This window comes from Nocardia sp. NPDC058705 (genome assembly GCF_042749305.1).
GTDB lineage: Bacteria > Actinomycetota > Actinomycetes > Mycobacteriales > Mycobacteriaceae > Nocardia.
Genome location: NZ_JBHYRN010000002.1, coordinates 419246 through 445421, shown reverse-complemented (window position 1 = coordinate 445421; position 26176 = coordinate 419246). Strand labels below are relative to the sequence as shown.

Below are 26176 nucleotides of genomic sequence, written 5' to 3'. Positions count from 1 at the left end.
GGCAACGCGGTCGGTGGCGCCGCGAACTCGAGCCCGTCGGCTCGGCGAATACACTCACCGCGTGGCTGCCTACTCCGCTGACCTGGACCTTGCCCTGCGACTGGCCGACGAGGCCGACGCGATCTCGAGCGAGCGCTTCGGCGCCGTCGACCTGAAAGTCGATTCCAAGCCCGACCTCACCCCGGTCTCGGACGCCGATCTCGCGGTGGAGCAGATGATCCGCCGCGTGCTCGCCGAGGACCGCCCCGGGGACGCCGTGCTCGGTGAGGAATTCGGTGGCGATGCCGAGTTCAGCGGCAGGCAGTGGGTGGTCGACCCGATCGACGGTACCAAGAACTTCGTCCGCGGCGTGCCGGTCTGGGCCAGCCTGATCTCCCTGCTCGAAGACGGTGTTCCGGTGGTCGGCGTGGTGAGCGCACCCGCGCTGGGCAGGCGCTGGTGGGCCGCCGCCGGTTCGGGCGCGTGGGTGCAGGTTCACCCCGGTGCGCCCAAGCCGATCTCGGTGTCCGCGGTCGCCGACCTCGGCAATGCCAGCCTGGCCTTCTCCAGCCTGTCCGGCTGGCACGAACGCGGCCTGCGCGAGAAGTTCATCGACCTCACCGATGCGGTCTGGCGGGTCCGCGGCTACGGCGATTTCTTCAACTATTGCCTGGTCGCGGAGGGTGCGGTGGACATCGCCGCCGAGCCGGAGGTCTCGCTGTGGGACCTGGCCGCCCTCGACATCCTGGTCCGCGAAGCGGGTGGCGCGTTCACCTCCCTGGACGGGCGCCCCGGCCCGCACGGCGGCGACGCCGTGGCGTCGAACGGCCTGCTCCAAGACGAGGTCCTGGCGCGTTTGCGCGGATAATTTCGAGTTATCCACATGTGGACAACTTCTGCATCCGCCGTCGTCGGCTCCGGCTGACGGGCTGCGCGCCCGGCGCTCGCTCGTAGGATGGCCCGGTGAGCAATTCCGGCGCCACAGCCCCCGATGTCGAAGACTTCCCCCACGAAGACTTCCCTCCCGACGACGCGTATCCGTCCGAGGGTGGTTATGTCTCCGAGCACGACTTCGCCGATCACGGCGACGTCCACTTCGACGACCTCGCCCCCGCCACCCCCGGCCGGGTAGCGGCTCCCGACCGTGCCGAGACCGCCGACGAGGTCCTAGGCCGCGTCTTCGGTTACGACAGTTTCCGCGGTGACCAGGCGGCCATCGTCGAACAGGTAGTCGGCGGTGGCGACGCGCTGGTGCTGATGCCGACCGGCGGCGGCAAATCCCTCTGCTACCAGGTCCCCGCCCTTGTCCGCGAGGGCGTCGGCGTCGTCGTCTCACCGCTCATCGCCCTCATGCAGGACCAGGTCGACGCGCTCAGTGCCCTCGGTGTGCGTGCCGGATTCCTCAACTCCACCCAGTCGCCGGATCAGCGGCGGACCGTGGAGGCCCAGTTCGTCTCAGGTGATCTGGACCTGCTGTATCTGGCGCCGGAACGCCTCCGACTGGAAGCCACCCTGCGGCTGCTCGACCGCGGCAAGATCGCCCTGTTCGCCATCGACGAGGCGCACTGCGTCTCGCAGTGGGGTCACGACTTCCGGCCGGACTACCTGGCGCTGTCGCTGGTGCACGAGCGCTGGCCCGATGTCCCGCGCATCGCGCTCACCGCCACCGCCACCGAGAAGACCGCCGCCGAGATCGTCGAACGCCTCGACCTCGGCGCCGCGAAACAGTTCATCTCCAGCTTCGACCGGCCCAATATCCAGTACCGGATCGAGTCGAAGAATCGCGCCGACCGCCAGTTGCTCGACTTCATCCGCGCCGAGCACTCCGGCGACGCGGGCATCGTCTACTGCCTCTCGCGCAATTCGGTGGAGAAGACCGCCGCCATGCTCAACGAGAACGGCATCCGCGCGGTGCCCTATCACGCGGGCTTGGACTTCCGGACCCGCGCCGAGAACCAGTCCAGGTTCCTGCGCGAAGACGGCCTGATCGTGGTCGCCACCATCGCCTTCGGCATGGGCATCGACAAACCCGATGTGCGCTTCGTGGCCCACCTCGACCTGCCCAAATCGGTGGAGGGCTACTACCAGGAGACCGGCCGCGCCGGTCGCGACGGTCTGCCGTCGACGGCCTGGATGGTCTACGGCCTCAATGATGTTGTGCAGCAACGCAAGATGATCGACTCCAGCGAGGGCGACGCCGCACACCGCAGACAGCTGCAACTGCACCTCGACGCCATGCTCGCCCTGTGCGAGACGGTCGGCTGCCGTCGCGCGCGGCTGCTGAACTACTTCGGCCAGACCGGTGGCACCTGCGGCAACTGCGATGTCTGCCTGAACCCGCCCGAAACCTGGGACGGCACGGTGCCCGCCCAGAAACTGCTGTCCACCGTGCTGCGACTCAAACGTGAACGCGGCCAAGCCTTCGGCGCGGGCCACCTCGTCGACATCCTGCTCGGCAAGACCAACCAGAAGATCACCCAGCACCGGCACAACGAGCTGTCGGTGTTCGGTATCGGCACCGATCTGCGCGATACCGAATGGCGCGGCGTCGTCCGGCAGTTGCTCGCGGGCGGCCTGCTCGCCGTGCAGGGCGAATACGGTGTCCTCGCCCTGACCGACGAGAGCAACGAGGTGCTGTTCGAGGGCAGGAAGGTGCCGATGCGGCGCGAGCCCGAGCGCGCCGCCCGTCCCGCGCGCACCTCGAAATCGGCCAAGGCAGCCGTCGACCTGCCCGCCGCCGATGTCGGCCTGTTCGAGCGGTTGCGAGCCTGGCGCGCCGCCACCGCGAAGGAACAGGGCGTGCCCGCCTACGTGGTGTTCCACGACGCCATCCTGCGCGAGATCGCCGCGCGCAAACCCGCCGACCTCGCCGCCCTCGGCACCGTCGCCGGTGTCGGTGAGAACAAGCTGGCCCGCTACGGCGAGGGGGTGCTGGCGACGCTCGCCGAGGAGTAAGGGCATACCCCGCCCACAGGCGTGTACACGCGCGGCGGAAACGAACCCGCACCGAATCCGACGACCCGGGGTTACTGTCGAGTCATGGCGAATGGTGAAGGCTCCGACAGCGAATCGTCGAGCAGCAGCCCGAGCGCGGGAGGCGATTCCCCGGCACCCCCGATGCCGCACCGCCATATCGATCCGGTCGTCGCGCCGACGATGCTCGGCGCGCACCACACCGCGATCCACCGTGGCAGGCCACGGTGGTCGACCATCGCGCTGATCGCCATCTTCGCCGCGGCCTTGGTTCTCTACCTCGTTGTGAGCCCGGCCTGACGTCAGCGGCTCCTTCGCTCGACCGACCGCGTTCACCACGACTTCCCATACATCGCCGCCGTATCTAGTGCCGCCTCACTGACGGTGATCGCGACGGTTCTCAGCCCTTCGATCACGCTCGCCGAGCCCTCGCTGACCAGGCCATCCGATTTTCGGAAATTTTGCGATGCCCCGCACCAGCGTCGGCTGACCTGCGCATGTGAGTTGTCGTAACCGCAGGTCAAAGGGCTACCGACCGAGGTTTCCCGGGCGCACCGTTGCCGAACGGGACCGATCACTCAGATCGGCCCGGTTCGAGGAGGCAAACGCAATGGTGCGGTGGACTTGGGGCAGGCGCGTGATGTGCGCGGCGATCGCGACAACCGGAGTGGCCTGCGCAATGGCAGCACCCGCCGGTGCCGACCTCGCCGCGCCACCGGGCATCGACTTCGCACGGGCGCTCGGCACGCCGAACCTGCCCGGCATCTACGGCCCCGACACCGCGGTGGTGGTCCTCGGCTACGGACTCACCCCGGAGGGCACGATGCGCGAGGAACTGGTCCGGCGACTGCGCGCCGGCCTGGCCCAAGCCGTTTTCGCGCCGCTGTCACCGATCATCGTCACCGGCGGCAACCCGCAGGCCGGCCTGTCGGAAGCCGACGCCATGGCCGACTGGTTGCTGGCCGCAGGCATCGATGAGAGCCGGATCATCCGCGAACCCGAGGCCGACTCGACGGTCGCCAACGCCCGCAATACCGCGGTGATGCTCGCCGACAGAGGCCTGCACTCGGTCGTCCTCGTCACCTCTGAAGACCACATGGCCCGAGCCCGAGGCGCTTTCGCCGATGCGGGCGTGCACGTCGTCGGCGATTTCACTCCCGACCGCGCCCAGTGGGATTCGGTGCCGCTGCACATCGGCCGTTTCGGACCCACGGCCTGATGATGCGCACCGCCGCCTGCGTTCCGGTCACGCCCCGATCGGCGCAGTGCGGTGGTCGAGTCCTCGTCGAGTGCGCCTGTGAACGATCATCGCAGCATGAGGACCGCATGATGAGTAGTCGCCGAAATCTCGGCAATCACCCCGCGACCCAGACGCCTGCCTCGTAACGTCGACCTATGACGCTCCACCTGTCCGACAGCGACATCCTCGCCGAGCTCGAGCCGACGGCCGAAGCCAACCTCAACGACCACCTGTCCAAGGCCAAGATGTGGCACCCCCACGACTACGTGCCATGGGACGAGGGCCGCAACTTCGCGGCCATGGGCGGCGACGACTGGGATCCCGAGCAGTCGCGGTTGAGCGAGGTCGCCAAGGCGGCGATGATCACCAACCTGCTCACCGAGGACAATCTGCCCTCCTACCACCGCGAACTCGCCGACACCTTCGGCTTCGACAACGCCTGGGGCACCTGGGTCGGCCGATGGACCGCCGAGGAGAACCGGCACGGCATCGTCCTGCGCGACTACCTCGTCGTGACCCGCGCCGTCGACCCGGTCGCCCTCGAAGAGGCCAGGATGGCGCACATGACCGCGGGCATCGCCAAGCCCGAGCCGGGTTCGCAGTTCCTCAAGGGCGTCGCCTACGTCACCCTGCAGGAACTCGCCACCCGGATCAGCCACCGCAACACCGGCGCCCTGTGCAACGACGCCGTCGCCGACCGCATGCTGGCCCGCATCGCCGCCGACGAGAACCTGCACATGATCTTCTACCGCAAGCTCTGCGCCGCGGCCCTCGACCTCACCCCCGACGCGGCCATGCAGGCCATCACCGACGTGATCCTGCGTTTCCAGATGCCCGGCCTCAACCAGCCCAACTTCCGCCGCAACGCGGTCCTGCTCGCCAAGCACGGCGTCTATGACCTGCGCCAGCACCTCGACGTCGTCCTGCGCCCGACCCTGCGCACCTGGCGCATCTTCGAGCGCACCGATTTCGGCCCCGAGGGCGAGATCGCCCGCGCCGAACTGGACGCCTACCTGGTCGACCTCGAGGCCAAGGCGGCCCGCTTCGAAGAACAGCGCGACCGCGCGCTGGCAAGGGCGGCCGCCCGGGTCTGAGGTCGGCCATGGAATAAACCGCTGGCGCCGTCACTTACAGTGGACCGTTATGAGGGAGAAAGGCCGGAAGGTCATCGCGACCAACCGCAAGGCCAGGCACAACTACACGATCCTCGACGTCTACGAGGCGGGGATCGCGCTGGTCGGCACCGAGGTGAAGAGCTTGCGTGAGGGCAAGGCCTCGCTCGTCGACGCCTTCGCGACCGTCGACCACGGCGAGGTCTGGCTGCGCGGCCTGCACATCCCGGAGTTCAGCCACGGCACCTGGACCAACCATTCGCCGCGGCGCACCCGCAAGCTGCTGCTGCACAAGCGCGAGATCGAGCACCTGGTCGGCAAGTCGCGCGAGGGCAACCAGACGCTGGTGCCGCTGTCGATGTACTTCTCCGACGGCAAGGTGAAGGTCGAGCTCGCGCTCGCCAAGGGCAAGCAGGATTACGACAAGCGTCAGGACCTGGCTCGCAAGCAGGCCGAGCGCGAAGTCACCCGTGAGGTGGGTCGGCGGGTCAAGGGCATGCGTTAGTGCTGTCCGTCGTGCTCGCGCTCGTCGCGGCGGCGGGTTACGGAGTCAGCGACTTCTTCGGCGGTATCGCGGCCCGCAGGGTCACGGCCCTGCGCGTGGTCGTGGTGTCGTATCCGTTTTCGGTGCTGCTGGTGCTGTTGATCGCGCCGCTGGTCGGCGGGCACGCGGACACCGCGTCGATGCTGTGGGGTCTGGCGGCCGGGGTGGCCGCGGGTCTGGCGGTGTGGTGGTTCTACGCGGCACTCGCCGACGGGCCGATGTCGGTGGTGTCGCCGGTCACCGCGGTGCTGGTCGCGGGCATCCCGGTGATCGCAGGCCTGTTCCTGGGCGAGCGACCGGGCGCCGTCGCGATCGCGGGCATCGCGGTGGCTCTGGTCGCGGTGGTGTTGGTCAGCCGCGAGGCGCCCGACGAGACCACCGAGGAAATCACCGGCGGCAGGCCGTTGCGCTTCACCCGCCGGGTCGCACTGCTCACCGTCGGCTCGGGGGTCGCCTTCGGTTTCACCTTCTTCTTCCTGCACGAAACCAACGCGAGCGCGGGCCTGTGGCCCCTGCTGGCCCAGCGCACCGCGGCCACCGCGGTCGTGTGGACCTGCGCGCTGGTGGCGGGCGAATTCCGGGGTCTACACGGCGAACCGCTTCGCCTCGCGCTGGCGGTCGGTGTGCTCGACGTGATCGCCAATGCCGCCCTGCTCTACGCCTTCCACGGCGCGATGCTGTCGGTGGTCAGCGTGATCGGCTCGCTCTATCCCGCCGCGACCGTGCTGTTGGCGATGGTGTTGTTGGGCGAACGGATCAGTGCCACGCAGAAGGCAGGCATGGTCCTTGCTCTCGGCGCGGTCGCCATGATCGCCGCGAACTAGAGCCGCGTGCAGGGCTCGTGCAGACCCAGCTTGCCCAACGTGGCGCCGCGATACCCGATCTCGACGGCCCTCGCGCCCATCGGTGCCTGCGCGTCCGGTTCGAAGACCGCCGACCATTCCCTGCTCAGGTCGGGCGCATCGGCGCCGGCCGGATGGATGGCGACCATGCCCTCACCGTCGGGTGCCAGATTCTCCGCTCCGCGCCGCAGACCCGGCCGGGTGAGGTCGCCGTTCTCGGCAGCGGCGGTGAGCAGCGCTTTGAGCGGGTAGGAGATCGCCCAGCCCAGCGAGTAGCCGAAGTTGGCGGGTTCGCCGGTAGTCGCCTCGCGGGCGTGCTTGGCGCCGATGCTGCCGCCGGTCCAACCGTCCACCGGGGTCATGTAGTTGTAGAGCTCGGTGAGCGCAGGCGCGGCGGGCGTCTTCAGCAGCGCCGCGTTCCAAGTGGGCACCGAGCCGAGGAAGCGTCCGGTGAAACCCGATCCCACCAGTTTGCCCACGATTTCGGCGGTTTCGGCAGGCCCGGTGGCCAACAGCACCAGTTCGGGTGCGGCGGCGAGAATCTCCCTGACCGGCCCGTCCTGATTGCCGACCTCCCTGTTGGGGCCGGTATCGATGCGGGCGACGATTGTCGCCTCGTTGGCCGCCGCCCACTTCGACGCTCCGGCCGCGTAGTCGCTGCCGTAGTTGCCGCGATTGGCGACCACGGCGATATCGCGCGGCGCGTAATGATGCTCGGCGAACCAGTCGAGGCCGGTCACCGCCTCGGTGCAGTAGGAATAGCCCGCGCTGAGCACCAGATTGTGGTCGACGCTGGGATAGTTCCAGCCCGACCACTGGGTGGCCGCGGTGGCGACCATGTCGTCGGTGTCCATCCGGTTGAGCGTCGCGATGGTCTGCGAGGTCCCGAAACTCATCGCCAAGGCCAGCACATGCGGCTCGATCGCCTCGTATTCGGTGCGATGCAGGCGCGGATCCTGCGAGGTGTTGCGCGTATAGGACGTGATGTCGACGTCGTAGCCGCCGATCCCGCCCTCCTCGTTCACCCTGTTCCAGAACGCCAGCTGACCCTCGTGCATCGACGTGCCCAGCGCGCTGAACGGCCCGTTCTCCAGATCCGAGAGCACTCCGAGATAGATGCACCCGCGATCTGTGTGCGCAGAACCCGGACACGGCGCACTGGTGACGCCCGGCGTCGCGGTGGCCTCCTCCGACGAGCAGGCCGCGGCCAGCAACAGGCTCGCGACCGCCGGGATCGCCGCGAACCGGCGCAGTCCACGCTGACTGGTGAATGCCATGGATTAACTCCTTGTTCAAGTCGCCCAGGACATTTCACAGATCCGGTGCGGCCGAACGAGAACAGTACCCGCGACGAGCGGCGCACTTACCCCGTTTCGCCGAGGTGGTCGAGAGTGGTTCGCCACAAGATCACCCCGGCTCCCGCGAACCGGCAGGAAATATCGGGATGATCCGGCGCCGCGCCAGTGTTAATATGACTAGCCCGCACGGTGCGGGCACGTACGGGGCTGAACGGTTTCGACTGCGTACGTTGATTCAGGGGAAGCGTGTCGGTGCAGGCAAGAGACCACCGTAAGCGTCGCTGCAACCAATTAAGCGCCGATTCCAATCAGCGCGAGTACGCCCTCGCTGCCTAAGTAGCCAGGTCGTCTCTGTCAGTCCGGGTTCGTCCCTCGACCCGGGTACTGGCATCAGCTAGAGGGAATTACCGTTCGGCTCGGTCGCGGAGTCGGATGGGACATCTAACAGCGACTGGGATCGTCATCCAGGCTTGTTCGCGAGACTTGGAGATCCGAGCAGAGACATAGCGAACTGCACACGGAGAAGCCCTGAAGACGCGGCGGAGGACCCGGGTTCGATTCCCGGCAGCTCCACTCGAGGCCCCTCACCTGACACACAGGTGGGGGGCTTTTTCATGCCCCGACCACCCGGAGATTGGGCGGCGTGGGCACATTTTGGGCACATCTCGCAGCAGCGGCGCGGAATCCGGCGCTCATCCGATCGGCCACGCCGTCGAGATCGTCGTCGAACAGGTGGCCGTAGTTGTCGAGCGTCATGGTGGCCGACTTGTGGCCGAGCTGGCGTTGGATCGTCTTCACGTGCGCGCCGCTGGCGATCATGAGCGACGCCGCCGTGTGCCGCAGTTGGTGAGCAGTCACGCGCGGGAACGTAGCCGGGCCCGGCTTGCCATCCTCGTCAATCGGCACCGACGCCGCGATGCACCGGCCCACCGCCTTGGTGAACCAGTGGGTTGTGGTCGGTGGCCGAATCGGTCCGCCGTCTGACGGCCGTGTCCACAGCAACCCCACCGGGTCGCGCTGCGCAGCGACGACCGGCGCCAGGAGGTCGGCCACTTCGGCGGGAATCGCCACCGATCGCAGCTCCCACGTTTTCGGTGTGCCGATCACTGTGCGGGAGTTCACCTTGGATGCCGACCGCACGATGTGAATGCGCCGCCGCCGAAGGTCAACGTCACGCGGGCGTAGTGCGGCCATCTCGCCCCAGCGCAGACCCGAGTACGCGAGCAGCATCACGATTTCGGCGCCCTTGCTGCACTCTGCGGCGAGGCCGGCCACTTGGTCGTGCGTGAGGTAGACGTGATCGACCGGTATCCGGCGGGGGAGTTGCACGCCCGCAGCCGGGTTCGCCGGTATTCGCTGCTCGTCGACTGCCTCGCCGAGGATCGAGGACAGCACGCCGTGAATATCGGCGACCGTCGACGCCGCCCGGTCTATCCCTGCGATCCAATCGCGAATCTCAGGCCGGGTAATTGAGGCGAGTTGCCTTGTGCCCCAATGTGGTTCGATGTGCACTCGCCAGATGGATTCGACGCGCTCGGACCATGATTCCTTCGTATGGACCTGCCGCGCGATCCATGCCGCGCCCATCTCGGCAACGGTGAGCCGACCCATCGACGGCGCGATGTAGTCGCCGGTCATCTTCTTCACTTCGACTGTGGCCGCGAAGTTCTCTGCGTCGACCTTGCGGCGGAATCCCCGCTTTTTCGTCTGCTTCCCATCTGGCTTGCGGTAGCGGACCATGAGCCGCTGGTGCTCGCGCTTGGTGCAGTCGTCGGGGCACGATGGCTTGCACAGCCTGTACGGCTCAATCGTCGCCATCGGCCGACACCTCGCCGCTCGTGCGCTTCGGGAACATTTCACCGAGGAAGTTGCGGAGCTCTTCACGTACCCATGCGGGGTTTGCTGCGAGCATGAACTTACCGGCGTCTGAATCGAGGGGGTTCTCCGCTCGCAACCAGTTCCAAAGTCGTTGTGCTGGAACAGATTCGACTACCCCGGTCGCGTCGACACGTTGGTTCTCGTCGGGCGCGTCTGGCATCAGGAGGGTGCTCGGACTCACGCCCAGCACAACTGCCAGAGCCATGAGATCGTCGGCGTCGACGCGCCGTGTTCCGGCTTCGACGCGCGCTAGCCCGAGGACGGGGATCGGTCGCCCCGTCGCGTCCAGTCGTCGTGAGAGTTCCGCGTACGTCAGATTCTGACCCTCGCGTAGACGCTTCACATTCGCCGCGACTGTTACGCCGGTCGTTCCGAGTTCGTTCTTCTTCCCTGCCATGTTCCGATGATGGCACATCAAAGATGATGCTTCTAGTTCATCCTTGATTATTACAGCTCGATGCTGTATCCCTTGAAGTGCATCACATCAAAGATGATGCATTCACTTCAAAGGATGGAATGCGATGACCGAACAACGGCCACTCGCCGAACCCAAGGCGATTGCCGACTTTCTCGGCACCACCCCTCAGCAGCTGGCCCAGTACCGGTACCTCGGCAAGGGGCCGAGGTACATCAAGGTCGGCAAGCGCGTGCGTTATCGCTGGTCCGACGTGGAGGCGTGGCTCACCGACAACACACGCACCACCACTGGCGCGGCGTAATGCCACTGACCCCCGACCCCCACGAAAAGGCCCTGGCCGCGGGTGCAACCGCGAACCAGGGCAACGAATCCGCCAGCTGTGAAACAGGAGATCCAGTCATGAATGCTACCCGTGAAACCCCCGCCGAACGGACCCCGATCGAGTTCCTTCTCCTCGCTCTGGTCTGCAAACTGGGGCGCATCATCGCCGCGGCTGGCCTCACCCCCGCCGAGTTCGAGCCGATCGCCGGTATCAGGCACGGTCGGCTGGTCGCCGGTCTCGCCCGCCCCGAACGTCTGACCCTGAACGTGGTGTTTCGTGTCGTACAGGCCGCAGATATCGACTGGCTCGACTTCTGGGATCGGGTCGAAGACGGGGCACGCTCTATCGCCGCGCACGTAAGCCGCGGGACGGCCTGCCGCCTCTGTGGCCGCGCGTTCGGCGTCGACAGCCTGTCTCGCCCGGATGGTTTCGGCGATCACGGCCAGTTGTTCCGCTGCTCGGACACCTGGGGGTGCTCGGTCGACGACGATCGCGACGACGAGCCCGTGATGGTGCCGCGCACCGGCGATCGGTTCGCGATCCGCACCGAGCTGCCCGACGGCAGCACGGGATACGAACCGGTGACCGTGATCAGCGTCGGGGCGAACGTGTTGGTCGACGGCGTGGAAGACACCGAATCAGTGGCCCTGTTCGAGCTTGAGCCGATCGAGCTGGCCGACCGGCCTTCGGTCGACCCCGCGTCGGTCGTGGTCCGTGCGATCGAGCAGGGCAAGCCCGCCTCCGATGTCCTCGCCGAGACGCTGGCCGACGAGGAGTACCGCCGAGCGGCGGGTGTCCTGGCGTTCGTCGAGGACCACAACCACGCCGTTGCCGAGTACGACGCGCGCCAGCTCGACGCCGCCCCGCTCGCCGAGGGGGACCGGTGATCGCCGGGGCCGCGACGTTGCTGGCGCTCGGTGGGCCGACGGCCTACCTCGTCGCCAGCGTGATCGCCTACGAACTGGCCGAGTACCGCCGGGGCGACGATGGGTGAGCGGCTGCTCGCCGATGGGTCGGGGCGCGTTCACACCGCACCGGCCCGTTGGACAGGGCAACGCATCGACGACAACCGCACCCCGTCGCAGCGCCTCGACGCCGAGCACCGCCGAGAGCGCGAACAGGCCCGCGTGGCCCTGGATCGCGCGCTACGGCGCGACGTCAAGAGCACGCACTACGTAGGCGAATTCGCACCCCTGGCCGCAATGCGGGCACTGGGGAGCATCGACGCCGCCGAGCTGTTCGACCGCACCGCCCGCGAACGTCTGGGCGAAGTGTCGCGCGCCCTCGAGTGGGACGACCCCGCCGAGATCGTCGCCCGCATCGACGAGTTGGCGCGCGTCCTACGGACCCTAATCGACCGGAAGGAGGTCGCGTAACCGTGACCACACTCCCCGCGCCTACAGCGCATTGCCGCGATCACGACCGGTTCGATCCGGTGTGCTTCTCGTGCAAGGCGTTCGCGGCCGAGCAGATCTCAGAGATTCGGCAGGCGCGGGCCGTCCCCGACGGCGGCATGGTCCCTGGCACCGAGGACCGGGATGCGGCGCGTGGTCCCCGGTCCCCGTTCCCTAGGGGCGGGGACCAGGACCACGACACCACAAACCGCCGTAACCAGCGCAAACGCACCAAATCGGGGGCTTCGCCTCTTGAGGCGGTCCCGGACCACTCCGAGCCGGTCGACTCACGCGGTCCCGGACCGGTCCCGGACCACGGGGACCAGGCACACATAGTCGACTTCGGCCGGTACTACGACGTCGCCGCGATGCTCGCCGGGGGCCTGCCCGAACCGCCGAAACCCGACTACGGAACCCGCACCGACGGCCGCGCCCTGTTCTACGCCGGTGAGGTCAACACGTTGTTCGGCGACCCCGAGTCGGGCAAAACCTGGGTTGCGTTGTCGGCAGCGCGGGAGATCCTCGGGGAGTACGGCGCCGGGCGCGTCCTGGTCATCGACATGGACCACAACGGCCCGGTTGCCACGGTCTCGCGACTGGTAGCGCTGGGAGCCGCGGTTGAGGCGCTCGGGAACCGTGAGCGATTCCTCTACGTCGAACCGGACAGCCGCCTGCACCTGGCCGCGATCGTCGCCGACATGTCGGAATGGTCGCCGAACATCGTCGTCGTCGACTCGCTCGGGGAACTGATGCCGCTGTTCGGCTCGTCGTCGAACTCTGCCGACGAATACACCCACGTGAATTCGGCCGTGCTCAAGCCGTTGAGCAAGACCGGCGCCGCGGTGCTGGTAATCGACCACCTCGCCAAGGGTGACGCCTCGAGAAAGCTCGGACAGAGCGGCACCACTGCCAAGCGCCGCGCGATAGGCGGTGTGGCACTACGGGTTACGGTGCAAGACGCATTCGCCCCCGGCTCGGGTGGATCGGCGTGTCTGACAGTGAACAAGGACCGTCACGGTGGTGTTCGCCAGCACTGCCCGCCGGGCCGCGAGCCTGTCGCCGGGCGATTCGAGCTCAAGCCGACCAGCACCGAGGGACTGCTCGAATCGTTCATCCACGCACCCGACACCACCGATCGCCCGCCGAGTTTCACCATTAGTGGCGAACCGTCCGACAGTCTCGCCGACGACGTGGCCGAGCTGGACAAACTCGACCCGCCGCCGCAGTCCAAGCGGGATGTACAGGACCGGATGAGTTGGGGCGGAACTCGTGCCAGCCGTGCACTCGGGGCGTGGCGGCGTGAGCGTGACGACGAGGGCGACGCATGACCGGGCAGTGGCCCAAGATCGGCGCCGCGCTCGTCGGCCTCGTCGACGAGCGGCTCGACGGGGCCGCGTGCAAGGGCATGGCGCCCTGGTTCGACGTCGACCCCGATGTCGATGAGGAGGAGGACGACACCGCCTACCGGATCGCCGCCGCGGCCCGAGTGTGCGCTCGCTGCCCCGTCACGGCCGCGTGTGAGGTCGCAGTGGCCGAGCAGACGCGCCCGGTTGGTGTGTGGGCAGGCAAGCCGCACGGGGGCGCCGCCCGCGGTCGTGGTCGACCGCGCAAGGACGGTGCGGCGTGATTCGCGACGAGGACGGCCCGCCGTTCCCCGACTGGCCGGATTACGGACCGTGCCCGATCACCGAAGCGATTGCCGAGCACCGCGAGCACCGCGAGCAGCTCGCACCGGCGCGAGGGCGTTGGCCGGCCACCGAGCAGGAGCCCGAACGGTGAGCGGTCTCGTCGGTGGCCTGCTGCTCGACGGTGACGATCTGCACACCGTCTCCCGGCTGCTCGTCATGGCCGAGCAAGCGCGCCGTCGCAACGGTCTACCGCCGACGGACAGGCTCGTCCGCCTGCGCGCCCTGGTCGACAACGCCCTCGCCGAGCAAGGGACACAGCGCGGACGGGCAAGCGCCGCACCTACCTACCGTCAGGTGACGACAGCCGAATACGCCCGACTCACCGGCTGCACCGAGCGCACCGCCCGCCGTCACGCCAGACAGCGCGGCGCGTGGGACCGGGGCCGCTGGTGGATCCCGATCAAGGAGTAACCGACATGGCCGACGATCCCCGCACCGCAACCCTGGACTACCTGACCGCGCTCGAGCCCGACGAACTCGTCGACGTGCTGCGCGAACTGTTCACCGGCACACCGCCCGCCGACGACGAGCCCGCCGACGACGACGAATCGGTCGAGCGCGAGACCGCCCGGCGCCTGTTCAACAGGAAATAGCCGATGTCCAGCGCGGACCGCGAGATGCGAACAGCGGTGCGGGAGTTGTTCGGTGAGCCAACAGATGCCCAACCCGAACCGGCGCCGCGGCACAACGTCGCATCGCGTGAGGGATTGACCGTTTCCCCGCCCGTGCCTTCCGGCGATGCCGCCAACCGCGCCGCAGCGCGCGCCCTGTTCAACCCCGACAGCGCCGATTGGCATGTCTACAACAGCCTTTGAGGAGAACCGCCGTGGAATTCAGTCTCGCACTACAGCAGACCCGCCAGCACTTCCGGCACCTCGGTCTCACCGTGCCGTCCGCCCTGGACAAGGAAATGGCCGAGGCCGACAAGATCCTCGAGCGGATGAGTAGCCAGCGCTACGACGCCGGGGCACTCGCCGGTCTGGTGTGGGATGCGCTCGTCGCCGGGCGTGACCCCGTGGCAGACAAGAACGTCGCCGCCCAACTGAACCGAGACCTGTTGTGGAAACAGAACCTCGGGCCCCAGCTACAGGGCCGCGCCGAGCAGATGCGCGGCGATGTCTTCCGCCGTCACGGGCCCGCCATCCTCGCCGCCATGTTCGATGTCGTCACTGCGGCCGACAAGACCCTCGCGACCGCGTACGCGAAGATCCCGAGTCTCAACGTCGTAGACCCGAGCACGGTGACGCAGGTTCCCGCCGCAAGCGCGACCACCTGGGCGCTCGCACGCGAGGCGACCGCGCATCTCGACCGCGTGCTGCAGGTGTGGCTTCAAGTAGTCACCGCCTGTCGTCTCGCACCCCCGCCAGCCGGTGACGGGAGGTCGGGAAGCAATACGGCGCTGATCTTCGCCGACCTCGACGCGCAGGAACTCGACGCACTGACGCCGGTCACCAATACGGGAGGTCTCGGGTCGCCGTGGACTGTGGCACTGGCGCACTCGGGGCACCGCCTCGACTACGCGGCCGATCCGGCCGTGTTCATCGAGCGCACGCGCAACGTCGAGCGGCAACGCGCCGAGGCTGTCCGCGAGCGAGCCGAGGCTAGCCGAAAATAACCCTGACCTGCATACCGTCAGTGCTTGGGGGTGGCCCGGTGACCCCTCCCTGGGCCACCTCAGCACCCCCAGGCATAGACGGTTACCCCCTACGGCATTTTTTCCACAACGGACCGGGACACCGGTCAGCCGCACAACCCGACCACCATCCCCAAGATCGCCACGACAGCACCACCCAGAGCGGCTCGCCGCTCCCACTTTGTCGAGTCCAGGATCTCGCGTCTTAGGGTCTTGATCTGACCGGCGACGTCTAGTTCTGCGATCGCTGATCGAATCAGATCGTCGGTTCCCGCCACGTCATTCGAGATTCGTTGTAGATCACCCCGAAGACCGTCGATCGGGTCTTCATCGGATTTCAGTACCCACGCGTGATCCGTGGCCGAAAACTCGTCCGTGCCATGCTTGACTACAGGCTCGTCTGGCGATGAATTTGCCTGGCGTTGGAGCCCGTCTGCCCACTCACCGAAAGCTGACCAGCCCTCCCCGAGCCCACTTGTTAGTCCGACAGTCGCTATGACAGCGCCGACCAGTTGGAGAACATCACCCAAGGTGTCTGCGTCCATGGGCGAACTTTAGTTCGCGTGTTGGCCTGATCGACCGAGCCGCGCGAATGACCGCCGACTGGCTATCCGGCGTCTGACTTCACCTGTCCGAGCGTCCTATGTCAGGATCGCTTGGCTCACTCTCGACGGCCGCGAGGACCGCCGCCACATCGGCGTCCAGCTCTGCCAGCTCCCGCGCGGTCTGCTCGTCGCTCACAGCGACCCGTTCGCCGGGCGCGGCACGATCTGCCCCGCCTGTACGAGCAGGTTCCACGCCGACGCCTTGCGCGGACATAGCCACCGCTCACACGCGCGGTGCGTCTGCATGACGGTGTGCGCCTGGTCCTCGGTGAGCATCTCCCGCGGCGCACTGTGATCGAGCACCGGCGAGGGCTGGCACTGCTGCTCTGCCTCCTGCGCCAACCGTGCGGCAATGTCATGCACCGTCAACTGTGGCGGGATCGCCTTCTGTCCCCACATGATTCGTCCCCTGCTACTCGGGTTGGGTGCTCCCTGGCGCCGGGGCTATCGCCGCGGCCCGACGCCGGGAGCAATGCCAACACTGCCGCTCGCTGATGTGTTCGCGCGACGACGGCGGGGGCGTCAATCGGCACCTATTCGGGGCGACATTCCGGCGTCATTCGGGTTACCGTTGCACCATGCGGACCAACCCCAACACGGCACTCCGCGCCGCACGTACGGCCCGGATCATGAGCCAAGACGACCTCGCCCGCGCGCTGCGCGCCGCCGGATGCACCAGCGCCACCAAACGCCTTGTGCAGCGGTGGGAGTCCGGCGAGACCACCCAACCCCGGCCGAGCCACGCCCGCGCCCTCGAGCGGGTAATGGGCCTACCCATCGAAACGCTCGGGTTCGGCACCGTGCGCGCCGGATACGGCATCGGCGGGGAGTTCGACCAGAGCCACGAAGTCGAGTCACCGATCGGCGTTATGCCGGCCAACCCCGCGGCGTCGACCCCGGCCCGGACCGTCGGGGATTTCTCGGGGGTGTGGCTCTCGCGCTACGAGTATTACTCGAGCGGGCGGGACTCATCGTTCACCGTCGCGCACTACGCCGTCATGCTGCAGCACGGGAGCCAGGTCACCGTCCGCAGCTTGCCCGGCTCGTCGCCCTCGACGATCGAGCTCGACCTCACCCTCGACAGCAACGTCGCCACGGGCACCTGGGCCGAGCGCACCGCGGTGGAGGGCTACTACCACGGTGCTCGCTACCACGGCGCCCTCCAGCTGCTCGCCGATCCGACCGGCAATCGGCTGGCGGGCAAGTGGCTCGGGTTCGGCAAGGACTTCGAGATCAACTCTGGCCCGTGGGAGCTGGTCCTACAGAACCCGAGCACCAGTAAGGCCACGATCGAGGCCTACCAGCGGCCCCCGGCCTAGACCGGCGTGCCCACATTTTGCCCACAACCTGCCGGGTTTTCGGGTGATGTCGGATGATCGGTTGTTATGAATTTCCGCAGGTAGAAGCCCGATTAATACCTCTGCCAGCGGTCCAATCCGGGTTCGATTCCCGGCAGCTCCACTCGAGGCCCCTCACCTGACACCCAGGTGAGGGGCTTTTTCATACCCGACAAGGGTCGCGCTCGGTGCGCAAGCTGCTGACCATCACGCGATCGTCGGTTTTGTAACTGTGAATCCAGTATGTAGGCTTCAGGATGTGGCGCGAAGCAAGGGGTTCGACATGGATCGGGCCGTGGACCAGGCGATGGAAGTCTTCTGGGTCAACGGCTACGCGGGCACCACGCCGAAGCGGCTCACCACTGAGTTGGGGATCGGCAGCGGCAGCCTCTATAACGCGTTCGACAGCAAGCAGGCGCTGTTCGAGCGGGCGTTGCGGCGTTACTACGAGCGGGAGTCCGTGCGACTGATTCAGGTGCTCGACGGGCCGGGGTCGCCGCGCGAACGGCTGCGGGCAGCGGTCGATCTGGTGGTCGAGGCGGCGCGATCGGATGACGGGCGCGGGTGTATGGCAGCCAATGCCGCGATCGAGTTCGGGGGTCGGGATCAGGTGGTCGAACATCTCGTGCGCCGGATCTTCGAACGGCAGGAGGCGGCGTTCCGTAGCACCATCGAGGAAGGGCGGCGGTCCGGCGAGATCGCCGCCGATGTCGATGCCGTGGCCGTGGCCGGGCTGTTCCTCGCGACGATCAACGGCATTCGGGTGCTCGCGAAGGCCGATCGGAATTCGCCCCGGCTGGACAGTATGGCCGCAGCGGCGCTGCGGACCCTCTGACGTGTCCCTGATGCGGACCCAAGCGTGTCGCCATGCCCATATTTTGTATCTGTAGTTCAAGAAAGGAACATCATGGATCTGCAACTTTCGGGGAAGACGGCCGTGGTCACCGGTGCCAGCAAGGGGATCGGGCTCGAAGTCGCGCGGTCGCTCGCGGCCGAGGGTGTGCGCGTCATCGCGGCTGCGCGGTCTGCGGGCACGAGCAGTGACCTGGCCGAACTCGGCGTGACCGCGGTGTCGCTCGACCTCACCGATCCGCGCAGCGCCGCCCGGCTCGCCGAATTCGGCGATGTGGACATCCTGGTCAACAACCTGGGTGGCGTGGCGCCGGCCAGCATGGCGGCCGCGGGCTTCCTTGCCGTCGACGACGCCGCGTGGCAGCAGACCTGTGACCTCAACCTGTTCGCCACGGTCCGCGTAACCCGAGCGCTGCTGCCCGGCCTCCTGCGACGGTCCGGCGTGATCGTCAACGTGTCCTCGATCGGCGCTCGCGCCGCCTTCCCTCCGGTCGACTACGGGACCGCCAAAGCCGCCCTCACCAACCTGACCAAGGCTCTCGCCGAGGAATTCGGCCCACAAGGTCTGCGCGCCATGACAGTCAGTCCGGGACCCACCCGCACCGAGAACTGGGGTGACCCGACCGGCTACGCGGGTCGGCTCGCCGCCGCGGTGGGTGAGAACCTCGCCGAGTTCCTGGCCAAGGTCCCCGAACGGATGGGAATCACCACCGGTCGGCTCACCGAACCGTCCGAGACTGCAGCCCTGATCACGTTCCTGGCCTCGCCGCGCGCGGGCAACCTCACCGGCGCCGACTACTTGGCCGACGGTGGCGTGATCAAGACCGTGTGACCCTGTCTACCGAGTGCGCGACGACGTCCTGGCTCTGAAAGTTGGATGGCGGCGGGACGTACCGTCGTGGCCGGTGCAGGTCATGGGCAGAGGTATCGCACCTGTTATTGCTCGGCCCGGAACTGGTTGAGTCTGCCGATGGCTTGCGCTTTGGTCATCGGCTCGATCTCCTCCGGCGTGAGGCCGACCAGCCGCACCAATTTCTCGACCACGTCGGGCCCGGAACGGAAAGCGGTGCTGGCGAGGCGACGGGGAACCGCTGCCGAGCCCACCGGCGAGACCCTGGTGCAGGGTCGCGCGACCCGGCCACGTAGAACTGAGCGAATGACGCGGTATGCATACGACTCGGGGGCGGGAACGCTGGTCGCCACCTGGGGGACCGGTCGGGGTGACGTCGCCGAGACGATCGCCGAGGTGCCGGGGGGCGAGCACGGGGTGGAGTTGGCGGCGGCGCTGGCGAGTTTGGCGCGGTTCCAGTGGCGGACCTATACGCATCCGGCGACCGCGGCCGGGGATCCCGATGTGGAGAACGGGGAGGCGTGGCGGCGGGCCGAGGAGCGTAATCGGTTCGCGAAGGTCGAGGCCGCGCTGCGTACGCCCAATCTGCCCGATGACGAGGGGTGCATGCTGGTCTTCTACAGCCCCATCGAGGAATCCGCACACCACGTGGGCCGCGTGCTCCACGCCATCGGCGACGCGAACCTGGTGGACCGGGTGGTGAACGAGGTGCTCACCGAGCAGGCGGCGATCACGGCCGCCGAACTGGGCGATCTGGCCGGTCGGGCGAGGCAGGCGGTCGAACTCACCCGCCCGGAGATCTCGCCGGTGCAGGTGCACGCGGCGGACACTTTGCTGCGCGCCAACCCGCTGGGCACGATCGACCTGTTCACCGAACTCGACCCCGCCGCCGCCTCGGTCGCCGCCGCGCACTGGCTGCGGGCCGCGGCGACAGTGGCAGGCGAGGTCACCGGCCTCGAACCGGTGGACGTGGTCGCCGAGGCAGACGACATCGAAGCGCTCCAGGTCGAGACCCCGACCGTGGTCCTGGAACGGCTCAGCGAGGGGGAGACGCCGACCCAGGTGGTGGTCGACCTGATCGCCGACGCCATCGCAGTCTCCGAAGGCAAGGTCCGCGACCTGGACGGCATCATCGAGGCCGCGCAGGAAATCGAGGAACGCGACGACGATCCCGACGCCTGGACCGACGGCTACCGCATCTGCCGCCTCGACCCCACCCGCCCGGCGATCGATCTACTCGAAGACCTACTCGGCGCGATCCGCGGCTGCTGGCTGGTCTACAGCGAGGCCGACACCGACGCCACCTTCGAGAGCACCGTTCGGACCGAAGCCGACGCGGATACCTCGCGCTTGCAGTAGCGCCCTCGCAAACGAAAAGCCCTGTGCTGCACGGTAATTACCGGCGGCGGCAGGGCTGATCACGGAATGGCGAGTCGATCGCGCGAGCTACCCGCCCGCGCGCCGACGGAACGTCCGCTTCCCACCTGCTTGCGCATGCGTCCCACGGACTTTGGCGGCATTCTGTGCCGCCCCACCCGTGGTGGAGTGGCCGTTCTTCCGCTCGAGCGCCTCACGGAACTTCCGCTTGGTCGCCTCTTCCGGGGTTTCGTTCACGTCACCGGACTGTTCGGCGGAGAGTTCCTGTTCATCGGGCATGAGTACAGCCTGCCACCTCAGCGCACCTTTCAACACCATCGGGGGAGGACCATCGCCCCGTCCGCAACGGTCCCTCGGTAGGATCCACCGATGCGGGGCAGGCCAGGAGGGATGTGGCTGTGATCGAAGTATGGGGTGCTCGAGTCGCGGTTCGTTATGCGAACGGTCGGCTGGTGACGACACCGCTGCGCGCGGACGACGAGACCGCGCTCGATATCGGCGTAGCCGAGCTGGCCAGGATCGCGCTCGCGACCACCGAGGACGGGCAGATGGCGCTGCTGCTGTTCTTCCGGTCGGCGGAGTTCGTGGTGAACGGTGCGCCGACGCAACGTCATCCGGTGCCGGTGTACCTCGAAACCGACTTACGCGAGCAGGCGCAGACACTGATCAGAGCCGTCGAACGCGACCTGATCAGCTTACGAAGGGTGTTTTCGCCTCGACCGAATCTCACTCCGCCGCAACCGGTTCAAGGCCCGAACGGTCGACAACGACCCGATGTCAACGCGGCCGCCTATCGAATGCGGCACGCGGGCAACTCCTTACGTGAGATCGACATCCTCCACGCGTGTGCTCGCCCCGACGAATACGTCCTCGAAATCGCACAGGCAGGCCACGAGGGCGCGCCGGGCTTGGTCGCGATCACCACGCTGCGCCTGCTGTTCGTCTCCGCGTGGGCGGTCTACGAATTCCCGGTATCGGTCCTCACCGGAGCCGAAGTTCTCACCGGACAGGTTGCGACACTCAGGATTTCGGGCGCGGGCGCCGACCTCGACTTCGTCGATTGGGAGCCCGCCGACTTCACCCGCATTACCGAGGCCGTCCGCCTCGCCTGCGAAATCGAGCACGTCGACGGCTCCATCGCCCAGTCCATGCCCAGTTCGGCCGACCTCTTCGGCGAATGGCAACTGCTGGTCGAGCGTCGCAAACTCGGCATGGTCGCCGACGACCCGTTCCGCCGTCAAGCCGTCGGCATCATGCTGACGATGCCGGGCTGAACACCGGCGCACCCGCATGCAGGGCCACCCGCCGCCACGGACTCGACGGCCGCAGGTGCAGCCCCGCGATCATCCGCCTGCGTTCGGCCACTTGGCTTTTCGCGACCGACAGGTCCTGTGTGGCCGCCCAGAAGATCGCCCCGGTGAGAAACCCGTCCCCGAACTGCCGCCAGTTGCGATAGTGCTGGCGCGCCCGGTCCAGCCCGGTCAGCATGTGCTCCCACGCCTCGTCCTCGGTCAGATAACCCGCCGTGCACGCGGCGCGGGCGATGAACACCAGGCGCGCCAGATCCCATGCGGTGGCGTCGATCTGCAGTGGCGTCGGCAGGCTGTCGGTGATGCCGAGCTTGATGGCCTGCAGCCACGCGTCGTAGTCGCGATCGATCCCGGCCGGCCCGCGATAGCCACGGAAACCCGAGAGCGTGTGCAGGAATTCGCGATGTTCGTCGGCCAACCCGGACCGGTCGACCCGGCCGGTATCGGTCGCCGCCATCACAGCCAGCGGATGCACGAGTTCGAACAGCGGCGCGTGCATCCCGACCAGCAGTCGCCGCGCGGTGTCGTGCGCGTCCTCGGCATTGTCGACGCCCCACGACTCGTGCAGTCCCTCGATCGCAGTCTCGCGCCGCGTAGATGCGCTGTCGGGTTCCTCCGGCACGAACTCGACCCCATCGCACTGCGCACCCCAACTCCGGCCGTAATACGCACCGACAGCCAGGGCCCGGATCCGGTCGTCATCTACGGCCGCCCCGGACCAAACGTCGGGTTCGCTGTCGATGTCCGCCCCCGGGAACCCGGCCACACGCGGCCGCCCACCCTGCACTGAAGCTGTCGGTTGCATGGCCACCCCTCTGCCGAGCCGAACGTAGTGCCGTCAGATCTTACGAGGGATAGACAACGTGTCAGTGGGTAGGGCTACCGTCGAAAGGGTGGCGGAATACCGGGAACGCGCATCACGGCTGGACCGAGCGGTGGTCTGGTCGCGGACGGTCCCTGCCCATACGGGCCCGGTCACCGTGTTCCCCGACGGGTGCATGGATCTGATCTGGACCGAGGGCACGCTGATGGTGGCGGGCCCGGACAGCCGTGCGTTCCTCACGCCGACCGCGCGGGCGAGCGAATTCGTCGGCATCAGGTTCGCCCCGGGCACCGCACCCGCGTTGCTCGGGATTCCGGCGGTGGAATTGCTGAACCAGCGAGTCGACCTGACCGAGTTGGCGCCGTCGCGCACGACCCGCGAACTCGTCGACCGCGTCGACAACGCGCCCGACCGCGTGGGGGCGTTGGAAGCGATCGCATTACGATTCGCCGCCGAAAAGGGCCCGGCCGACCCGGCGCTCACCGCCATCGTCGATTCCCTGTCGGCAGGCGCGACAGTGGCCGAAACCGCCGCCGAGACGGGCCTGTCGGCCAGAATGCTGCACCGGCGGTCGCTGTCGGCCTTCGGCTACGGACCCAAGATGTTGGCCCGTATTCTGCGATTTCAACGTGCGCTGGCGGCGGTTCGCACCGGAATTCCGGCCGCGCGAATCGCCGCGACGACCGGCTTCGCCGACCAGGCCCACCTGTCGCGAGAGTTCCGTGACCTGGCCGGATGTTCAGTTCGGGCCTTACAACCGCGCTGATCGACACCTCGATGCCCGGAAAGTCTCATTCGGAATCATCGTGACGGAGGGTTACGCTCACAGGGCACGACCTCCTCGCAAGTGCTTAGGCAAGCCCGAACACCGACGAGAGGATGTGACCTGATGATCGACGAATCCGTGTACTCCACACTCCGTATCGAGGCTGAACGAGACGAAATCCGTCGGCTTGTCGTCGGAGCGGTCATCGTCCGTCATTCTCGAGTGCTCATCCTGCGCCGCCGACGATCGGATTTCCTGAGCGGCCGATGGGAGTTGCCCAGCGGGGTCGTCGAGCCGGGCGAGGCACTCGACGAAGCCCTTGGCCGCGAAGTGTTGGAGGAAACCGGCCTGCAGGTCACCGGAATCAGCGATTATCTCGGTGATTTCGACTATCTGACCGGTGAAGGCGCCCGCACCAGACAGTTCACCTTCGTCGCCGACGTGGCCGCCACCGGACCGGTGACGCTCACCGACCACGACGCGCACCTGTGGACAAGGCTCACCGGGGAACCCCCGGTCAGCGACGAGGTCCGCGAGATGCTCGGCCGCTATCAGCAGCGTCAGCGCGACCCGCACGGCTGGTCGGCCTATTCGGCGGGCAACGGCGCGTAGAGGTCGATCCCGTGCCCGTCGGGGTCGGTGAGCGAGGCGTAGCGCTGACCCCAGAAGGCATCCCAGGGCGGCAGTTCCCCGTGATGGCCTGCGTCGACGAGCTCGCTGTAGAGCTTGTCGACCTCGGCCGGATCGGCGCACCGGAACGCGAGGCTGCTGCGGCCGGGTCCGGTCGGCGGCTGCCAGCTGGGCACGAACGAGGCGATCGTGGCCTCGGTGTCCAGTGCCAGCCGCAGGCCGTTGCCGATTTCCGCCTCGGCATGGGGCTCGGCCTCGGCACCGTCGGGGAACACCAGACCCAACCGGCGGTAGAAGGCCACCGAGGCGGCCATGTCGGAGACGACTACGGAAACGACATCGAGTTGAGGAGTCATATCCGCAGCGTAGGCGCCCGCTCCCGGCTCGGTCTTGAAGAAATCGGACGCTAGCGGGCGGGCACCGGCACCAGTTCCGCGATCAGGTTGCCGACCAGAATCCGCAGGTGGTCACGAATTCCGCGCACCACTTCGATCGGCTGCCCGGCCGGATCCGACAGCACCCAGTCGCGATAGCTGATCCCGGGAAAGTACGGGCACACCTCGCCGCACCCCATCGTGACCACCACATCCGAGAGCCCGACGACGTCGTCGGTGAGCGGTTTCGGTCGCGCGCCGGAGATGTCGATCCCGACCTCGGCCATGGCCGCCACCGCGGCGGGATTCAGCGCGGCCGCCGGTGCGCTGCCCGCGGTGCGCACCTCGATCCGGTCACCGGCCATGGCGCGCAGGAACCCCGCCGCCATCTGTGATCGGCCCGCATTGTGGACGCAGACGAACAACACTGTGGGTGTGTGGGCCATGGTCGCCCTTTCGGCGCAGGGGCGAAGTGCTTGTGGCGCTTCGGATATCGCCTGTCATCATTCCATCCGGGCGCAGTGTCGGGGCGGGTGTAGGCGAAGGCGGCGACACTGTTGTCCGTGCGGTGTCCGCCTCAGTCGAGGGTGCCGAGCACCCGGTTCACGTAGTCGTTGGCGAAGACCCCGATGGGGTCGAAGCGGCGGCGTACCTCGGTGAAGCGGTCCCATTCGGGGTAGCGCGAACGGAGGGTTTCGGCGGTCTGGAAGTGGCGTTTGCCCCAGTGCGGCCTGCCGTCGTAGGCATCGAATACCGCCTCGCACGCCCGGAAGTACGGTTCCCACACCATGCCCTGATACTGATGCACCGCGATGTAGCAGGTCTCGCGCCCGCTCGCGGGGGAGAGGAAGGCGTCGTCGGGAGCGACCCAGCGCACCTCGATCGGCATCGGCGTGCCGAATTGCCTTCCCAATTCCAGGATCTCGCGAATCGCGGCAGCCGCGTGCGCGCGCGGGATCGCGTATTCCATCTCGTTGAACTTCACCAGCCGTGGGGTGGAGAACACGCGGTAGGACCGGTCGACCTGGCGGTTGTTACTGCCCGCGAGGGTGGCCGCGCGGTGAATCATGGGGATGGTGGCGGGAATTCGCCGACCCAGCCTGCACATGCCGTCGTAGACGTGGTTCGCGACGAGGATGTCGTTGATCCACTCGCTCACCTTGCCGCGCGGTTGTTCGGGCGCCGAGGTGCGGTTGATGGCCTTGGTCATCGCGGTCTGGCTGTGCGGGAACGCGAAGAACTCGAAATGGGCACTACCGTCGGCGAATTCGTCGATCCCGTCGAGCAGCTCGGTCAGCGGCACCGGCTTCTCGACGCACTCGAGCACGAAGGAAGGCTCCAGTTGCAGGGTCGCCGCGGTGACGACGCCGAGCGCGCCGATGCTGACCCGCGCCGCCTTCCAGCCGTCCGGATCGGTCTGCTCGTTGAGTTCGGTCCGGGTGCCGTCGGCGCCGAGCACCTCCACCGAGTGCAGCGCCGCGGAGATATTGCGCAGCCGCGAGCCCGTGCCGTGGGTGGCGGTGGCGGTGGCGCCCGCGAGGCTCTGGGTGTCGATGTCGCCGAGGTTGGGGAAGGCCAGGCCGTGCGCGTGCAGCAGCGGGCTCGCCGCGTGCAGCGAGATGCCGGCTTCCACGCGCACCCGCCCGTTGGCGGCGTCGACGTCGAGCACCTTGTTCATTCCGCTGAGGTCGATCAGCGTGCCGTCGGTGAGCACCGCGTCGGTGAACGAGTGTCCCGACCCGGCCACGCGCACGGTCCGCCCCGCGGCGGCCGCATCGGTCACGATCGTGGCCAGTTCCTCGACGTCATGCGGTGCGGCGACGACGGCGGGTGTGCAGCGCTGCTGGCCTGCCCAGTTCACCCAGGTGCTCTTGGTCATGTGTCCAAGATTAGAGGATGCGGTGTGACGCGCGCTACTGGTCGGGTGTGCT

General features: G+C 67.5%; 35 protein-coding genes and 1 other RNA gene. 25 read left to right on the top strand and 11 right to left on the bottom strand.

All coding sequences use genetic code 11. The features are described 5' to 3' along the window. The first annotated feature begins 61 nt into the window (after positions 1 to 61). From hisN to ACFW6D_RS05285, 7 genes are all read left to right on the top strand, one after another. Positions 62 to 847, top strand: a complete 786-nt coding sequence (gene hisN, locus ACFW6D_RS05315) for a histidinol-phosphatase (protein ID WP_379324965.1) — start codon at positions 62 to 64, stop codon at positions 845 to 847. 95 nt (positions 848 to 942) lie between these two features. Next, positions 943 to 2934 carry a DNA helicase RecQ gene (gene recQ, locus ACFW6D_RS05310; protein ID WP_379324963.1) on the top strand — a complete coding sequence of 664 codons (1992 nt, stop codon included), beginning with the start codon at positions 943 to 945 and terminating at the stop codon, positions 2932 to 2934. Positions 2935 to 3018: 84 nt separating this feature from the next. Further along, positions 3019 to 3252, top strand: coding sequence for a hypothetical protein (locus tag ACFW6D_RS05305; protein ID WP_379324961.1), 234 nt, complete (start codon positions 3019 to 3021; stop codon positions 3250 to 3252). 310 nt (positions 3253 to 3562) lie between these two features. Further along, positions 3563 to 4171 (top strand): YdcF family protein, encoded by a 609-nt coding sequence (locus tag ACFW6D_RS05300; RefSeq protein ID WP_379324959.1) that lies wholly within the window; start codon positions 3563 to 3565, stop codon positions 4169 to 4171. A 176-nt stretch (positions 4172 to 4347) separates the two neighbouring features. Continuing rightward, a complete protein-coding gene (locus ACFW6D_RS05295; protein ID WP_379324957.1) occupies positions 4348 to 5286 on the top strand; it encodes an acyl-ACP desaturase in 939 nt (312 codons plus the stop codon). A 49-nt stretch (positions 5287 to 5335) separates the two neighbouring features. Further along, positions 5336 to 5809, top strand: a complete 474-nt coding sequence (gene smpB / locus ACFW6D_RS05290) for an SsrA-binding protein SmpB (protein ID WP_379233763.1) — start codon at positions 5336 to 5338, stop codon at positions 5807 to 5809. Continuing rightward, complete coding sequence (locus tag ACFW6D_RS05285; RefSeq protein WP_379324955.1) at positions 5809 to 6672, top strand: EamA family transporter; 864 nt, start codon at positions 5809 to 5811, stop codon at positions 6670 to 6672. The genes smpB and ACFW6D_RS05285 overlap by 1 nt, the downstream gene beginning before the upstream one ends. On the opposite strand, the gene ACFW6D_RS05280 is transcribed toward ACFW6D_RS05285, so the two are convergent. After that, the gene (locus tag ACFW6D_RS05280) at positions 6669 to 7967 is read right to left on the bottom strand and encodes an ABC transporter substrate-binding protein (RefSeq protein ID WP_379324953.1); all 1299 of its coding nucleotides are present in this window, start codon (positions 7965 to 7967) and stop codon (positions 6669 to 6671) included. The genes ACFW6D_RS05285 and ACFW6D_RS05280 overlap by 4 nt on opposite strands. 224 nt (positions 7968 to 8191) lie before the next feature. Here ACFW6D_RS05280 and ssrA point away from each other — a divergent pair. Beyond that, positions 8192 to 8564, top strand: a transfer-messenger RNA (tmRNA) gene (gene ssrA / locus ACFW6D_RS05275). A gap of 36 nt (positions 8565 to 8600) precedes the next feature. Here ssrA and ACFW6D_RS05270 read toward each other — a convergent pair. Both ACFW6D_RS05270 and ACFW6D_RS05265 read right to left on the bottom strand, forming a co-directional pair. Then, positions 8601 to 9806 (bottom strand): tyrosine-type recombinase/integrase, encoded by a 1206-nt coding sequence (locus tag ACFW6D_RS05270; protein WP_379324951.1) that lies wholly within the window; start codon positions 9804 to 9806, stop codon positions 8601 to 8603. Next, a complete protein-coding gene (locus ACFW6D_RS05265) occupies positions 9793 to 10263 on the bottom strand; it encodes a helix-turn-helix domain-containing protein (protein ID WP_379324949.1) in 471 nt (156 codons plus the stop codon). The genes ACFW6D_RS05270 and ACFW6D_RS05265 overlap by 14 nt, the downstream gene beginning before the upstream one ends. Positions 10264 to 10387: 124 nt before the next feature. Here ACFW6D_RS05265 and ACFW6D_RS05260 point away from each other — a divergent pair, with 124 nt between their 5' ends. The 10 genes from ACFW6D_RS05260 to ACFW6D_RS05215 all read left to right on the top strand — a co-directional run bounded on the left by ACFW6D_RS05260 (position 10388) and on the right by ACFW6D_RS05215 (position 15303). Continuing rightward, positions 10388 to 10585 (top strand): helix-turn-helix transcriptional regulator, encoded by a 198-nt coding sequence (locus ACFW6D_RS05260; protein WP_379324947.1) that lies wholly within the window; start codon positions 10388 to 10390, stop codon positions 10583 to 10585. A 98-nt stretch (positions 10586 to 10683) separates the two neighbouring features. Beyond that, complete coding sequence (locus tag ACFW6D_RS05255; protein ID WP_379324945.1) at positions 10684 to 11493, top strand: hypothetical protein; 810 nt, start codon at positions 10684 to 10686, stop codon at positions 11491 to 11493. 99 nt (positions 11494 to 11592) lie between these two features. Continuing rightward, entirely contained in the window at positions 11593 to 11982 is a 390-nt protein-coding gene (locus ACFW6D_RS05250) for a hypothetical protein (protein ID WP_379324943.1), read from the top strand. Positions 11983 to 11984: 2 nt separating this feature from the next. After that, positions 11985 to 13328 (top strand): AAA family ATPase, encoded by a 1344-nt coding sequence (locus ACFW6D_RS05245; protein ID WP_379324942.1) that lies wholly within the window; start codon positions 11985 to 11987, stop codon positions 13326 to 13328. Further along, positions 13325 to 13627: a WhiB family transcriptional regulator gene (locus ACFW6D_RS05240; RefSeq protein ID WP_379324940.1), complete on the top strand. Its 303-nt coding sequence runs from the start codon at positions 13325 to 13327 to the stop codon at positions 13625 to 13627. Before ACFW6D_RS05245 ends, ACFW6D_RS05240 begins: the two co-directional genes overlap by 4 nt. Next, positions 13624 to 13779, top strand: coding sequence for a hypothetical protein (locus ACFW6D_RS05235; RefSeq protein WP_379324938.1), 156 nt, complete (start codon positions 13624 to 13626; stop codon positions 13777 to 13779). Before ACFW6D_RS05240 ends, ACFW6D_RS05235 begins: the two co-directional genes overlap by 4 nt. Beyond that, positions 13776 to 14099, top strand: a complete 324-nt coding sequence (locus ACFW6D_RS05230; RefSeq protein WP_379324937.1) for a hypothetical protein — start codon at positions 13776 to 13778, stop codon at positions 14097 to 14099. Before ACFW6D_RS05235 ends, ACFW6D_RS05230 begins: the two co-directional genes overlap by 4 nt. A gap of 5 nt (positions 14100 to 14104) precedes the next feature. Then, positions 14105 to 14281 carry a hypothetical protein gene (locus tag ACFW6D_RS05225; RefSeq protein ID WP_379324935.1) on the top strand — a complete coding sequence of 59 codons (177 nt, stop codon included), beginning with the start codon at positions 14105 to 14107 and terminating at the stop codon, positions 14279 to 14281. A 3-nt stretch (positions 14282 to 14284) separates the two neighbouring features. Further along, entirely contained in the window at positions 14285 to 14503 is a 219-nt protein-coding gene (locus tag ACFW6D_RS05220; protein WP_379324933.1) for a hypothetical protein, read from the top strand. A gap of 11 nt (positions 14504 to 14514) precedes the next feature. Continuing rightward, a complete protein-coding gene (locus ACFW6D_RS05215; RefSeq protein WP_379324931.1) occupies positions 14515 to 15303 on the top strand; it encodes a hypothetical protein in 789 nt (262 codons plus the stop codon). A gap of 125 nt (positions 15304 to 15428) precedes the next feature. Here the strand turns inward: ACFW6D_RS05215 and ACFW6D_RS05210 are convergent, their stop codons facing one another. Together ACFW6D_RS05210 and ACFW6D_RS05205 are read right to left on the bottom strand one after the other, a co-directional pair. Then, positions 15429 to 15866, bottom strand: a complete 438-nt coding sequence (locus ACFW6D_RS05210; RefSeq protein ID WP_379324930.1) for a hypothetical protein — start codon at positions 15864 to 15866, stop codon at positions 15429 to 15431. Between the two features lie 192 nt (positions 15867 to 16058). Continuing rightward, positions 16059 to 16325 carry a hypothetical protein gene (locus tag ACFW6D_RS05205; RefSeq protein WP_379324928.1) on the bottom strand — a complete coding sequence of 89 codons (267 nt, stop codon included), beginning with the start codon at positions 16323 to 16325 and terminating at the stop codon, positions 16059 to 16061. 179 nt (positions 16326 to 16504) lie between these two features. Between ACFW6D_RS05205 and ACFW6D_RS05200 the strand changes: the two genes are divergently transcribed. From ACFW6D_RS05200 to ACFW6D_RS05190, 3 genes are all read left to right on the top strand, one after another. Beyond that, complete coding sequence (locus ACFW6D_RS05200; RefSeq protein ID WP_379324927.1) at positions 16505 to 17245, top strand: multiprotein-bridging factor 1 family protein; 741 nt, start codon at positions 16505 to 16507, stop codon at positions 17243 to 17245. 301 nt (positions 17246 to 17546) lie between these two features. After that, positions 17547 to 18098, top strand: a complete 552-nt coding sequence (locus ACFW6D_RS05195; RefSeq protein ID WP_379324925.1) for a TetR/AcrR family transcriptional regulator — start codon at positions 17547 to 17549, stop codon at positions 18096 to 18098. A 72-nt stretch (positions 18099 to 18170) separates the two neighbouring features. Further along, the gene (locus ACFW6D_RS05190) at positions 18171 to 18947 is read left to right on the top strand and encodes an SDR family oxidoreductase (RefSeq protein ID WP_379324924.1); all 777 of its coding nucleotides are present in this window, start codon (positions 18171 to 18173) and stop codon (positions 18945 to 18947) included. A gap of 104 nt (positions 18948 to 19051) precedes the next feature. Here the strand turns inward: ACFW6D_RS05190 and ACFW6D_RS05185 are convergent, their stop codons facing one another. After that, positions 19052 to 19219 (bottom strand): hypothetical protein, encoded by a 168-nt coding sequence (locus tag ACFW6D_RS05185; RefSeq protein ID WP_379324922.1) that lies wholly within the window; start codon positions 19217 to 19219, stop codon positions 19052 to 19054. Between the two features lie 52 nt (positions 19220 to 19271). Here ACFW6D_RS05185 and ACFW6D_RS05180 point away from each other — a divergent pair, with 52 nt between their 5' ends. Then, entirely contained in the window at positions 19272 to 20324 is a 1053-nt protein-coding gene (locus ACFW6D_RS05180) for a hypothetical protein (RefSeq protein WP_379324920.1), read from the top strand. Between the two features lie 87 nt (positions 20325 to 20411). Here the strand turns inward: ACFW6D_RS05180 and ACFW6D_RS05175 are convergent, their stop codons facing one another. Further along, positions 20412 to 20621, bottom strand: a complete 210-nt coding sequence (locus tag ACFW6D_RS05175) for a DUF5302 domain-containing protein (RefSeq protein WP_379324918.1) — start codon at positions 20619 to 20621, stop codon at positions 20412 to 20414. Between the two features lie 173 nt (positions 20622 to 20794). Between ACFW6D_RS05175 and ACFW6D_RS05170 the strand changes: the two genes are divergently transcribed. Continuing rightward, entirely contained in the window at positions 20795 to 21616 is an 822-nt protein-coding gene (locus ACFW6D_RS05170; protein WP_379324916.1) for a hypothetical protein, read from the top strand. Here the strand turns inward: ACFW6D_RS05170 and ACFW6D_RS05165 are convergent. After that, on the bottom strand, positions 21594 to 22457 hold the full coding sequence (locus ACFW6D_RS05165; protein ID WP_379324914.1) for a DUF1266 domain-containing protein: 864 nt from the start codon (positions 22455 to 22457) through the stop codon (positions 21594 to 21596). The two genes, ACFW6D_RS05170 and ACFW6D_RS05165, sit on opposite strands and share 23 nt — an antisense overlap. A gap of 88 nt (positions 22458 to 22545) precedes the next feature. Here ACFW6D_RS05165 and ACFW6D_RS05160 point away from each other — a divergent pair, with 88 nt between their 5' ends. Together ACFW6D_RS05160 and ACFW6D_RS05155 are read left to right on the top strand one after the other, a co-directional pair. Next, complete coding sequence (locus ACFW6D_RS05160; protein ID WP_379324912.1) at positions 22546 to 23241, top strand: helix-turn-helix domain-containing protein; 696 nt, start codon at positions 22546 to 22548, stop codon at positions 23239 to 23241. 123 nt (positions 23242 to 23364) lie between these two features. After that, on the top strand, positions 23365 to 23853 hold the full coding sequence (locus ACFW6D_RS05155) for an NUDIX hydrolase (RefSeq protein ID WP_379324910.1): 489 nt from the start codon (positions 23365 to 23367) through the stop codon (positions 23851 to 23853). On the opposite strand, the gene ACFW6D_RS05150 is transcribed toward ACFW6D_RS05155, so the two are convergent. The 3 genes from ACFW6D_RS05150 to ACFW6D_RS05140 form a co-directional block, all read right to left on the bottom strand. Next, positions 23829 to 24227, bottom strand: a complete 399-nt coding sequence (locus ACFW6D_RS05150) for a VOC family protein (RefSeq protein WP_379324908.1) — start codon at positions 24225 to 24227, stop codon at positions 23829 to 23831. The two genes, ACFW6D_RS05155 and ACFW6D_RS05150, sit on opposite strands and share 25 nt — an antisense overlap. 50 nt (positions 24228 to 24277) lie before the next feature. After that, entirely contained in the window at positions 24278 to 24691 is a 414-nt protein-coding gene (locus ACFW6D_RS05145) for an arsenate reductase ArsC (protein ID WP_379324906.1), read from the bottom strand. 131 nt (positions 24692 to 24822) lie between these two features. Continuing rightward, complete coding sequence (locus ACFW6D_RS05140) at positions 24823 to 26124, bottom strand: D-arabinono-1,4-lactone oxidase (RefSeq protein ID WP_379324904.1); 1302 nt, start codon at positions 26122 to 26124, stop codon at positions 24823 to 24825. Between the last annotated feature and the right edge of the window lie 52 nt (positions 26125 to 26176).

Excerpts from the sequence above, each read along its gene's own strand:
- ACFW6D_RS05305 (WP_379324961.1), top strand. The coding sequence starts at position 3,019 with ATGGCGAATGGTGAAGGCTCCGACAGCGAATCGTCGAGCAGCAGCCCG.
- ACFW6D_RS05300 (WP_379324959.1), top strand. The coding sequence starts at position 3,563 with ATGGTGCGGTGGACTTGGGGCAGGCGCGTGATGTGCGCGGCGATCGCG.
- ACFW6D_RS05295 (WP_379324957.1), top strand. The coding sequence starts at position 4,348 with ATGACGCTCCACCTGTCCGACAGCGACATCCTCGCCGAGCTCGAGCCG.
- smpB (WP_379233763.1), top strand. The coding sequence starts at position 5,336 with ATGAGGGAGAAAGGCCGGAAGGTCATCGCGACCAACCGCAAGGCCAGG.
- ACFW6D_RS05280 (WP_379324953.1), bottom strand. The coding sequence starts at position 7,967 with ATGGCATTCACCAGTCAGCGTGGACTGCGCCGGTTCGCGGCGATCCCG.
- ACFW6D_RS05270 (WP_379324951.1), bottom strand. The coding sequence starts at position 9,806 with ATGGCGACGATTGAGCCGTACAGGCTGTGCAAGCCATCGTGCCCCGAC.
- ACFW6D_RS05265 (WP_379324949.1), bottom strand. The coding sequence starts at position 10,263 with ATGGCAGGGAAGAAGAACGAACTCGGAACGACCGGCGTAACAGTCGCG.
- ACFW6D_RS05260 (WP_379324947.1), top strand. The coding sequence starts at position 10,388 with ATGACCGAACAACGGCCACTCGCCGAACCCAAGGCGATTGCCGACTTT.
- ACFW6D_RS05255 (WP_379324945.1), top strand. The coding sequence starts at position 10,684 with ATGAATGCTACCCGTGAAACCCCCGCCGAACGGACCCCGATCGAGTTC.
- ACFW6D_RS05250 (WP_379324943.1), top strand. The coding sequence starts at position 11,593 with ATGGGTGAGCGGCTGCTCGCCGATGGGTCGGGGCGCGTTCACACCGCA.
- ACFW6D_RS05240 (WP_379324940.1), top strand. The coding sequence starts at position 13,325 with ATGACCGGGCAGTGGCCCAAGATCGGCGCCGCGCTCGTCGGCCTCGTC.
- ACFW6D_RS05225 (WP_379324935.1), top strand. The coding sequence starts at position 14,105 with ATGGCCGACGATCCCCGCACCGCAACCCTGGACTACCTGACCGCGCTC.
- ACFW6D_RS05220 (WP_379324933.1), top strand. The coding sequence starts at position 14,285 with ATGTCCAGCGCGGACCGCGAGATGCGAACAGCGGTGCGGGAGTTGTTC.
- ACFW6D_RS05210 (WP_379324930.1), bottom strand. The coding sequence starts at position 15,866 with ATGGACGCAGACACCTTGGGTGATGTTCTCCAACTGGTCGGCGCTGTC.
- ACFW6D_RS05205 (WP_379324928.1), bottom strand. The coding sequence starts at position 16,325 with ATGTGGGGACAGAAGGCGATCCCGCCACAGTTGACGGTGCATGACATT.
- ACFW6D_RS05200 (WP_379324927.1), top strand. The coding sequence starts at position 16,505 with ATGCGGACCAACCCCAACACGGCACTCCGCGCCGCACGTACGGCCCGG.
- ACFW6D_RS05195 (WP_379324925.1), top strand. The coding sequence starts at position 17,547 with ATGGATCGGGCCGTGGACCAGGCGATGGAAGTCTTCTGGGTCAACGGC.
- ACFW6D_RS05190 (WP_379324924.1), top strand. The coding sequence starts at position 18,171 with ATGGATCTGCAACTTTCGGGGAAGACGGCCGTGGTCACCGGTGCCAGC.
- ACFW6D_RS05180 (WP_379324920.1), top strand. The coding sequence starts at position 19,272 with ATGACGCGGTATGCATACGACTCGGGGGCGGGAACGCTGGTCGCCACC.
- ACFW6D_RS05175 (WP_379324918.1), bottom strand. The coding sequence starts at position 20,621 with ATGCCCGATGAACAGGAACTCTCCGCCGAACAGTCCGGTGACGTGAAC.
- ACFW6D_RS05165 (WP_379324914.1), bottom strand. The coding sequence starts at position 22,457 with ATGCAACCGACAGCTTCAGTGCAGGGTGGGCGGCCGCGTGTGGCCGGG.
- ACFW6D_RS05155 (WP_379324910.1), top strand. The coding sequence starts at position 23,365 with ATGATCGACGAATCCGTGTACTCCACACTCCGTATCGAGGCTGAACGA.
- ACFW6D_RS05150 (WP_379324908.1), bottom strand. The coding sequence starts at position 24,227 with ATGACTCCTCAACTCGATGTCGTTTCCGTAGTCGTCTCCGACATGGCC.
- ACFW6D_RS05145 (WP_379324906.1), bottom strand. The coding sequence starts at position 24,691 with ATGGCCCACACACCCACAGTGTTGTTCGTCTGCGTCCACAATGCGGGC.
- ACFW6D_RS05140 (WP_379324904.1), bottom strand. The coding sequence starts at position 26,124 with ATGACCAAGAGCACCTGGGTGAACTGGGCAGGCCAGCAGCGCTGCACA.